This is a genomic window from Mycobacterium sp., from assembly GCF_025965855.1.
Classification (GTDB): domain Bacteria; phylum Actinomycetota; class Actinomycetes; order Mycobacteriales; family Mycobacteriaceae; genus Mycobacterium.
On record NZ_JAOPWB010000184.1, the window covers coordinates 1 to 8,809 of the forward strand.

Sequence of the window (8,809 nt, forward strand, 5' to 3'; positions counted from 1 at the left end):
TCGACTCCGGGCAGCACGAAATGCTCAACTGGTTCTGCCTGACCGGAGCGGTCGACGAACTCGGCCTGGAACTTTCGTGGTCAGACCTCGTCACCACCGATGTCTTCAACTCCAACAAATGTTTTGCGGTGTTCAAGGAAGGAGGCTCGCGATGACAGCAGCCGTCGCAGGAATCGCGTTAGAGCCACGCACCATCGATGCCGGAGGAATCCAAACCAGCTACCTCGAGGCGGGTGCCGGCGACCCGGTCGTCATGCTGCACGGCTCGGGTCCCGGGGTGTCGGCGATGGCCAACTGGCAGGACAACATCGGAACGTTGTCGCAGCGGTTCCGCGTGCTCGCTCCGGACATCGTCGGTTTCGGCGCCACCGAGCGGCCCGATGACGTTGTCTATTCGCTACGCACCTGGACCGACCACGTCTGGGCCTTTCTGGACGCACACCACATCGAGAAAGCCGCGATCGTCGGCAACTCGCTGGGCGGGCGCGTCGCGCTGCAGATGGCCACCGACCGGCCGGACCGGATCACCAAGATGGTGCTGATGGGCGCGCCGGGCGTCGGCATGACGCTTACCGAAGGTCTTGCCGCGCTGCGCGCCTACCAGCCGTCTCATGACGCGATGCGGGATCTGCTGCGCAACTACTTCGCGGTCGATCCGACAATGATCACCGACGACCTCGTCGCGATCCGGTATGAGGCCAGCGTCGCCGACGGCGCCTACGAGGCATACCGCGCTATGTTCTTCGATCCGCGGCACGCCGGATCCGAGCTCGGTATCACCGAGGACGAGGTGCGTGCCATCACCACACCGGCGCTGCTCGTGCACGGCCGGGAGGACAAGGTGGTCCCCATGCACGTTTCGGTAACGATGCTGGGGCTGCTACCCAAAGCCGATCTGCATGTGTTCAGTGCCTGCGGACATTGGACCCAGATCGAGCGCGCCGACGAGTTCTGCGCGCTGGTCGCCGATTACCTGGCCCGGCCATGAGCACCGGTGTCGAGCCGTGGGTTACCCAAGTAACCGAAGCAGCGGCACAGCAGCCGATCGTCGTCGACGACCCCGCGGCCCAACGGTTTCGGGTGCACCGCTCGGCGATGACCTCACCCGCGATACACCGAGCCGAGGTCGATCGGATCTACGGCAAGTCGTGGCTGTATGTCGGCCACGAGTCGGAGATCCCACAGCCGGGTGACTTCGTTCGGCGGCCGGTCGGCGGGCGGCCGATCTTCATGGTCCGCGGCGTGAACACCGGCAACGTCAACGTGTTCCACAACACCTGCACGCACCGCGGCGCCTTGGTGTGCCGCCAGGACTCCGGCAATTCCAAAGTTTTCCAGTGCTTCTACCATGCGTGGACCTTCGACTCCGAGGGCCGGCTCAAGGGCGTGCCCGACCGCGACGCGTACGCCGGCGGGGTGAACTTCGATGAGCTGGGACTGAAGCGGGTGGCGCGGGTGGAGTCCCACCGGGGATTCGTGTTCGCCAGCTTCGATTCCGGCATCGTCGACCTGCAGACGTATCTCGCCGGTGCCAAGGACTACATCGATCTCGTTATCGACGGCTGCGGCGGGTCGGTCGAGATAGTCCGCGGCACCAACCAGTACAGCTTCGGCGCCAACTGGAAGCTGTTGGTGGAGAACAGTTTCGACGGCTACCACGCCGAGTCCACGCACGACACGTACTTCAAGTACCTGGTGTCGATCGGTACCGACCTGCGCGGGGGTGTGAGCGGCCGAGCGGTCGACTTGGGCAACGGTCACGCCGTGATCGAGTACAGTTCCCCGTGGGGACGTCCGGTTGCCAAATGGGAGCCGCTGTTCGGTGCGGACGCCCGCCCCGAAATAGACCGGCTGCACGCGGATCTGGTCGCCCGCCACGGCGAGCAGCGCGCGCACGCCATGGCCGAAGTGAACCGCAACCTGCTCATCTACCCCAATCTGATCATCAACGACATCATGGCCGTGACGGTGCGCACCTTCTATCCGCCCACGCCCGAGGCCGTCGACGTCACCGCGTGGGCATTAGCTCCCAGCAACGAGTTGGCCTCCCTGCGTCACCGTCGGCTCGACAGCTTCCTGACTTTTTTGGGCCCGGGCGGCTTTGCCACTCCCGACGACCTGGAGGCGTTGGAGTCCTGCCAGCAGGGCTTCATCAGCGGCGGCGTCGAATGGAACGATATCTCCCGCGGCATGGGTCGCTCGCCGATGGCCAACGACGAAGAACAGATGCGGGTGTTCTGGCGGCGCTGGCAACACCAGATGGGCGCCGCGGCGGACCTGGCGGGTGCCCAATGACTGCGATGGCAGCTGAGCGGCAGGCGATCTCCAGGCAGCAGGTCGAGGACTTCCTCTATGCCGAGGCGGCATCGCTCGACGCGTGGCAACTAGACGATTGGCTGCTGTTGTTCGATGAAGATGCCAAGTACGAAGTGCCCTGCAACGACGCGGTCGACGGCGACCCCGACCACGACCTGATGCTCATCGACGACAATTACACGCGCCTAGCGGCCAGGGTCGAACGGCTCAACAGCCGGCGCGCACATCGCGAATACCCGCATTCCCGGACCAACCATCAGGTGTTCAACGTTCGGGTGCACGACGTGTCAGCCGAAGAGTTATCGGTGACCGCGTCATTCACGGTGTGGCGATTCCGAGCGGGACGCACTAGTTGCTATGTCGGCCGGTATCGCTACCGACTGCGCCGCAGCCACGGCGGCTTCCGGATCGCCGCCAAGCGCGCGGAACTGGATATGACGGACCTCCGTTCCGTCGGCGATGTGGCGATCATTCTGTGAGCGGCACGCTGAGCAGGCGGACGGCGATCGTCACCGGCGCCGCATCAGGCATCGGCCTGGCTATCGCCGCGCGGCTGATCCATGATGGTGCAGCAGTTTTCGCGGCGGTCCGCAACAAGGAAGACCTGCAACGCGTGTACGAGCATGCGGCCATCGCCGGCGGCTTCGTCGGTGAACTCCACCAGTCCGGAGCGGCCGACGACCTGGTGGCGACGGCGGTCGAGGCGCTCGGCCATGTCGACGTTCTAGTCAACAATGCCGGCGGCGGCGTGATCTTGCCAACGCTCGAGCACACGGAGGATTCACTGCGAGCCACCGTCGACAACAACCTGTGGACAACGATCTACTGCGTGCGAGCGGTGCTGCCGCACATGATGTCTCGAGGCCACGGCCGCATCGTCAACATCGGCGCCGACTCGGTTCGCACCGGGCTGATGGATCACGCCATGTACAACGCCGCAAAAGGTGGGGTCCACGCTATGGTCACCGGGCTGGCCCGCGAATTCGCCACCTCCGGTATCACGGCGAACGCCGTGGCGCCGTCCTACGTGCGCACACCCGAACTGGCCGAGCTGCTCGAATCCGGCCAGGCACCATCGCGTCTGCAGAGTGTCGTGGAGGAGGGAACCGGCATTGTGCCGCTCGGACGGCCGGGCGATCCGGCCGAGGTCGCGGCGGTTGTGGCGTTCCTTGCCGGCCAGGACAGCCGGTTCATCACCGGGCAAACGATTTACGTCAACGGCGGCAGCAGCATGGGCTGACGGCCATTTCAACCACATCTGAATGACCAAAATCCGATGACCCTTACCACCGCTGGTCTGCGCGCGGCCGCGGACCGCTGATCGCGGCCGCCGCCGGGCCGCTGCAATGCGAGCCGCTCGTTTTGCTCACTGCGGCCCGCAGCCCGAAAAACCTCCCGTTCGGGGGACGAGCCGGCGACCGGTTCGGCGCTACCGTAGGCAACCCGCCGAAGACCGGTCCGTAGTGAAAGGACGTTGGCTATGACCGCCACAACCACCGACCTCGTCGCCTACCCGGGCCGCTATTTCGCCGCTTGGAATCAGCGTGACCTGGCCACCGCCTTGACCGTGATCGCTGAGGCAGTGCATTGGGAGGACCCATCGCTGCCCGCCCCGATCACCGACCACCAGCAGGCCGGCGGTTTCTTCACCGCGGCGTGGTCAGGATTCCCGGATCTCGCCTTTCACCCTGTCGGTGAGCCGCTCGTCGATGTCGTCAATCGCCGAGTGTCGCAGGAATGGCGCATGGTCGGCACTCACTCCGGCGAGGGATTCCCGCCAGGAATCGCGCCCACCGGGCGCGGATTCGACATCCCAGGATTCGACGTCTGGCAGGTCGACGACAATGGCCGGGCCGTCTCGGTACACGCCTATTGGAATGTCGGCACGCTACTGAGCCAACTCGGCCTGAGCTGAGCACGCGCTGATCAGAATCGTTTCCGCTCAGACCCGCAACGCGATGCTGGACTGGCCGATTACGCTGTCGGTGGCCGTCTCAAGCCCGACACCGGCCGTGCCCCCGAGAACCGCAACGCTGCGGTCGGCGAAGGACCGCGCAGGGATCACGGCACCTCGTCGAGGATCGCAGGAAGCGAGGACCGGTGGAACCCGTCGAAGGCCACATTGTTCTTGGCCGGCTGCAGATCCCACCATCCACGGCGCGCGTTCGGTGCTCCCCCGTCGATGCGGATGCAGGAGCCGGTGATATAGCTCGCCGCCGGCGACAGTAGATAGACAATCGCCGCTGAGACTTCGGCTTCTGTTCCGAATCGCTGCAACGGGATACCTGGCGTCAGGTCGTTACGAATAAACGCCGTGTCCTTGTCCTCGTAGGTGTCCAGACCCTGCGATGCGATCGATCCGGGGGCGACGGTGTTGACACGGACACCGGATTCGGCCCATTCGGTCGCCGCGCACTCGCTCAGCGTCAGCATTCCGCCGCGCGCCGCCGCGGAATGAGAGAAATGCGGCCACCCGTGCCAGATGTCGGCGATCATGTTGACGATCGCGCCGCCTTGATCGATCATCCACCGGTTGTAGACCTCGCGCATGACGATGAATCCACCGGTCAGATTGCTTCTGACCACGGCCTCGAACCCCTTTGTCGAGATCGTCTTCATCGGAGCGCGATATTGGCCGCCCGCGTTGTTCACCAGGCCGTCGATGCGGCCGTGGTCCGTCAGCACCCGCTCGATGGCGGCAATGACCGCGTGTTCATCGCGAATGTCGGCGACATGGGCGGAAATCGAACCACCGTCGGATGCGATCTCACAGCGCACACGCTCGAGTTTGTCCTCGTTGCGCCCGACGATCGCGACATGCGCACCGAGAGATGCCAACTCATGGGCGGTGCAACGCCCTATACCGCTGCCGCCGCCGGTGATGACGACGATGTGCTCACGAAATAGGTCGCGACGGTAGATCGAGTTGTATGACATGTGTTCCGTCCTGGGCTCGTCAGTGGCGTTCGGAGCTTGTCGTTACCCGGTCGGCGTCGCGCCGTTCGAGGAACTCCTGTTGGCGCTCGACGATCTCGGGGTTGCCCATGGTCGAATAGCCATACAGGCACTCAAGCCTGAGCTGGTCGTCCAATGGGCGGCCCACGACCTCGAGGATGGTCTGCTTCGCTGATTCCACTGCGGCCCTGGGATTGCGCAGAATCTTGGCCGCGATGTCCTCGGCCGCGGCCATCAGATCGCTTTGGGGCACAACGCGATTGACCAGGTGGACTTCTTTGGCCCGTTGCGCGTCGATGGGTTCACCCATCAGCTCCAGCTCCATCGCGATGCCCACTCCGACCGTGTTGACCAGCCGCACGATTCCCCCGTCGGCGAAATGCATGCCGCGCCGTATATGGAAGAAGCCGAAGTTGGCGTGCTCGGAGGCGATCCTGATGTCGCAGGCCAGGGCCAGTTCGATGCCGCCCCCGATGACCCAGCCGTTGAGCGCCGCGATGATCGGTTTGGGCGTCCGGTGCAGCCCTCGGGTGATCCGGCCCGCGAATCCCTTGTCGAGCAGGCTGCGTCCGAGTTCGGGCCCGGCGTTGAGCCAGGGATCGACATGCGATTTGAGGTCGGCGCCCGCGCAGAAGGTCTTGTCGCCGGCCCCGGTGAGGATCGCGACCCGGACATCGGGATCGTCGCGGAAATCCGTCCACGCCTCGAACAGCAGCTCATCGGTCTCGGGGTCGATAGCGTTGTGGACCTCGGGCCGGTTCAGCGTGATGTAAGCGGTCTGATCGCGTTTTTCGTAGATCACCTTGGCCATGGGGAGTCCCTCCAGGGTTATGCCGAGACCGCGCCGCGGCCGGCCTTGTGTCGGGCAATGATCAGCTTCATGATTTGGGCGGTGCCGTCTCCGATCTGCAGGCCCAGGACGTCTCGCAGGCGTTGTGCGTAGGGCATTTCCTCGGTGTAGGCACCGTGCCCGTTGAGCAGCAGGCAGGTTTGGACGGTGTCGAACGCCAGCTTGGGTGCCCACCACTTGCACATCGCTGCCTCAGCGGTATGCGGCAGCCCCCGGTCCTTGAGCCACAACGTCTTCAGGCACAGCAACCGGCATGCCTCAAGTTGGGTCTCGGCCTCCGCCAATGGGAAGGACACACCCTGATGTGCGATCAGCGGTTTACCGAAGCTGGTCCGCTGCGCGGTGGACAACCAGGTTTCGTCGAGCGACTGCCGGGCGACCGCCAGACACTGCAGCCCGATCAGGGCACGGCTGTAGTCGAAGCCCTGCATCACCTGGACGAAGCCGTCGTTTTCGCGGCCGATCAAGTGCGTTGCCGGTATCACCACGCGGTCAAAGTGGACCGATCCGCGCCCGGCGCACCGACCGCCGAGATCCTCGAACTCGCTGGTCTTAATGCCCGGCAAGTCCAGGGGAACGAGGAAGGCGCTGATTCCCCGCGCGCTGCTGGACTGCGCCCCGGTGCGGGCCCAGACGATCGCGAACGCCGCCTGGGTCGCAAAACTGGTCGAGGTCTTCTCGCCGTCGAGGATGTAGCTAGAACCCTCTTTGGTTGCCCCCAGTGTCAGGTTCGCGGCGTCGGATCCGCCGCCCGGCTCGGTCAAGGCGATGGCCGGGATCAGCTCGCCCGCCAGCACGCCGCGCAGCCAGGGCGCGACGACCGCGGGATCCCCGTGCCGGGCCAGGATCGCCCCGCTCAGCGACATCGTCACCATCAACTGGCCGATGTTGTAGTCGGACCGGCACACGGCCTCGAGGACGAGACCCGCTGTCGTGCAGTCGAGTCCGAGGCCGCCGTACTCTTCAGGCAGCTCCACCCCGAAGAGTCCAAGGTCGCCCATCGCCCGCAACGTCGCGCGATCGAACGCACCTTCCTGCTCGCGTTGCTTGTAATACGGAGCCAGCAGCCGCGCACCAAAGCCGCGGGCCACCTCTACCAGCGCCTCTTGCTCCGCGCTGATCGAGAAGCTCAACGGTCCCGTCATGGCCCTCCTCCCGTTGACTGCTGGCACGGCCGCCGTGATAGCCGTCGCGACGCGCCAACGCGGCGCTGAAAGTGCCCGACGACACCGGATCCGGTGTCCGGCACGCAGTTAACCGCGATGATACGCGATTGCATCGCATGATGCACATTTGTAGCGGCCAGAGTTGTCCCTCACGCCGTAGAGACGTGCGAGCGGGCGATTCGGCGGCACGCCCAACCCGAGAAGGCGCGCAAGCTGTCTCGGCCCCGAACTATCCGCCGCTGTACTTTCGGAGACGCTCCGAGTAGTTGGCGTTGAAATCGGTGTAACGCTTTCGAAGTCGATCACCTGGCCAGCCCGCCGGGAGCAGCTCGTCCGGCAGATACGGATCGAGCAGCAGGTGTCGGATGACCTCCGCTGTAGCCATGAACCCTTGGGCGAGACTCTCTGCCTCGTCAAGCACGGTCACCAATCGGTCCGCCTCGGCCGCCCATGCCGGCAAGTCCCAGAGCGACGCTGCCAGGCCGGACGAGTCAGGGTGGTGACTGACGAAAAACTCACACTGGTCGGCGATGATGCCGTCGAGCTCACGAGAGAGGTTGTCCGGCCGCATCCACACACCCTCGCGCAACTCGCCCATCCGGTGTCGCACCATGCTCTTACGCAGGGCCACCCGCTCGGCCAACGGCCGGGTCGTGCTCGTGACGATGGCCATCTCCCAGCCCCCGGTCCACCGTCGTGTGGGGGGCGAGGTGAGTGCATCCTGTTCGGCCTGTCGTCTCAGCAACCGCTCGGACAGGCGGTACACGCCATTGTCGACGATCACGTCGCCGTCTCGGGCCATGCGCGTCAGCGCAACCCGGGTGGCGCGGTCCGCAATCCCAAGCAACTCCCCGACTTTCACCAAGGCGCTGATCGGAAGCGCCGGGGGGTGGTATCCGAGCAGAGTGCTCAACGCGACCGACCTCGCGGTGAGCGGGGTGATCGCCGGCAGGTGACGGTCCGGGACGGCGGGATACATACATGAACTCCATCACTTGTCCTACAACACGTCGATCGCAATGCGCCCACGTATCGGCAATGCAAACCTATTGCAGTGCGCACGTCGTCCGACGCGCAAATGCACCCCGAGAGTGACGCCTGTCTGCTCGGCCTGGGGCGGGACGCCGACGGCGCTCCGCCGGATCACACCAGGTAGACGGTCATGATCAGCGCGGTGACCGCGAGCAACCAGCCGTCGCAGATGAACCGCAGGGCCAGTGGCGCCCGGCGCACCTCCATGAAGTACCGAATCACCAACCGCACCTTGACGGCGGCGATGAGCATGATGGCCACCGTCGCCACCTCGGGCGTGACCGAGTTCTTCGAAAGCAACCAGGTCGATGCGCAGGTGGCCAGCATCAACGCGGCCCACACGATAGTGACCGGCTTGCGAAGCAGCTCCATAATCACCTCACCAGATATAGGAGCGGGAACAGGATGATCCAGAGCAGATCGACCATGTGCCAGTAGATCGCGCCGCATTCGAGAACGACGGGGCGCTCCGGGTCGAACGAGCGGGATC

Annotated in this window: 11 protein-coding genes and 1 pseudogene; 6 read left to right on the plus strand and 6 right to left on the minus strand. The window is 64.8% G+C overall.

The features are described from left to right. The 6 genes and pseudogenes from JWP83_RS15615 to JWP83_RS15640 form a co-directional block, all read left to right on the plus strand. Positions 1-155 (plus strand): annotated as a pseudogene (locus JWP83_RS15615) (extradiol ring-cleavage dioxygenase); the annotation flags it as partial. Then, positions 152-988, plus strand: coding sequence for an alpha/beta fold hydrolase (locus JWP83_RS15620; RefSeq protein WP_297731483.1), 837 nt, complete (start codon positions 152-154; stop codon positions 986-988). The pseudogene JWP83_RS15615 and the gene JWP83_RS15620, both read left to right, overlap by 4 nt. Then, the gene (locus JWP83_RS15625) at positions 985-2,295 is read left to right on the plus strand and encodes an aromatic ring-hydroxylating dioxygenase subunit alpha (RefSeq protein WP_297731485.1); all 1,311 of its coding nucleotides are present in this window, start codon (positions 985-987) and stop codon (positions 2,293-2,295) included. Before JWP83_RS15620 ends, JWP83_RS15625 begins: the two co-directional genes overlap by 4 nt. Positions 2,296-2,300: 5 nt before the next feature. Further along, positions 2,301-2,795, plus strand: a complete 495-nt coding sequence (locus JWP83_RS15630; protein ID WP_297731488.1) for an aromatic-ring-hydroxylating dioxygenase subunit beta — start codon at positions 2,301-2,303, stop codon at positions 2,793-2,795. Beyond that, entirely contained in the window at positions 2,792-3,556 is a 765-nt protein-coding gene (locus JWP83_RS15635; protein WP_297731490.1) for an SDR family oxidoreductase, read from the plus strand. Before JWP83_RS15630 ends, JWP83_RS15635 begins: the two co-directional genes overlap by 4 nt. Before the next feature lie 240 nt (positions 3,557-3,796). Further along, positions 3,797-4,231 carry a nuclear transport factor 2 family protein gene (locus JWP83_RS15640; protein ID WP_297731493.1) on the plus strand — a complete coding sequence of 145 codons (435 nt, stop codon included), beginning with the start codon at positions 3,797-3,799 and terminating at the stop codon, positions 4,229-4,231. Between the two features lie 27 nt (positions 4,232-4,258). Here JWP83_RS15640 and JWP83_RS15645 read toward each other — a convergent pair whose 3' ends face one another. The 6 genes from JWP83_RS15645 to JWP83_RS15670 form a co-directional block, all read right to left on the minus strand. Continuing rightward, positions 4,259-4,381, minus strand: coding sequence for a hypothetical protein (locus tag JWP83_RS15645; RefSeq protein WP_297731496.1), 123 nt, complete (start codon positions 4,379-4,381; stop codon positions 4,259-4,261). After that, positions 4,378-5,253 carry an SDR family oxidoreductase gene (locus JWP83_RS15650; RefSeq protein WP_297731499.1) on the minus strand — a complete coding sequence of 292 codons (876 nt, stop codon included), beginning with the start codon at positions 5,251-5,253 and terminating at the stop codon, positions 4,378-4,380. The genes JWP83_RS15645 and JWP83_RS15650 overlap by 4 nt, the downstream gene beginning before the upstream one ends. A 19-nt stretch (positions 5,254-5,272) precedes the next feature. Continuing rightward, positions 5,273-6,082, minus strand: a complete 810-nt coding sequence (locus tag JWP83_RS15655; protein WP_297731502.1) for an enoyl-CoA hydratase/isomerase family protein — start codon at positions 6,080-6,082, stop codon at positions 5,273-5,275. Positions 6,083-6,099: 17 nt separating this feature from the next. Further along, positions 6,100-7,266 carry an acyl-CoA dehydrogenase family protein gene (locus JWP83_RS15660; protein WP_297731505.1) on the minus strand — a complete coding sequence of 389 codons (1,167 nt, stop codon included), beginning with the start codon at positions 7,264-7,266 and terminating at the stop codon, positions 6,100-6,102. A gap of 250 nt (positions 7,267-7,516) precedes the next feature. Beyond that, on the minus strand, positions 7,517-8,266 hold the full coding sequence (locus tag JWP83_RS15665; protein WP_297731508.1) for a PaaX family transcriptional regulator C-terminal domain-containing protein: 750 nt from the start codon (positions 8,264-8,266) through the stop codon (positions 7,517-7,519). 164 nt (positions 8,267-8,430) lie between these two features. Continuing rightward, a complete protein-coding gene (locus tag JWP83_RS15670) occupies positions 8,431-8,691 on the minus strand; it encodes a cytochrome C oxidase subunit IV family protein (protein ID WP_297731511.1) in 261 nt (86 codons plus the stop codon). Positions 8,692-8,809: the final 118 nt, after the last annotated feature.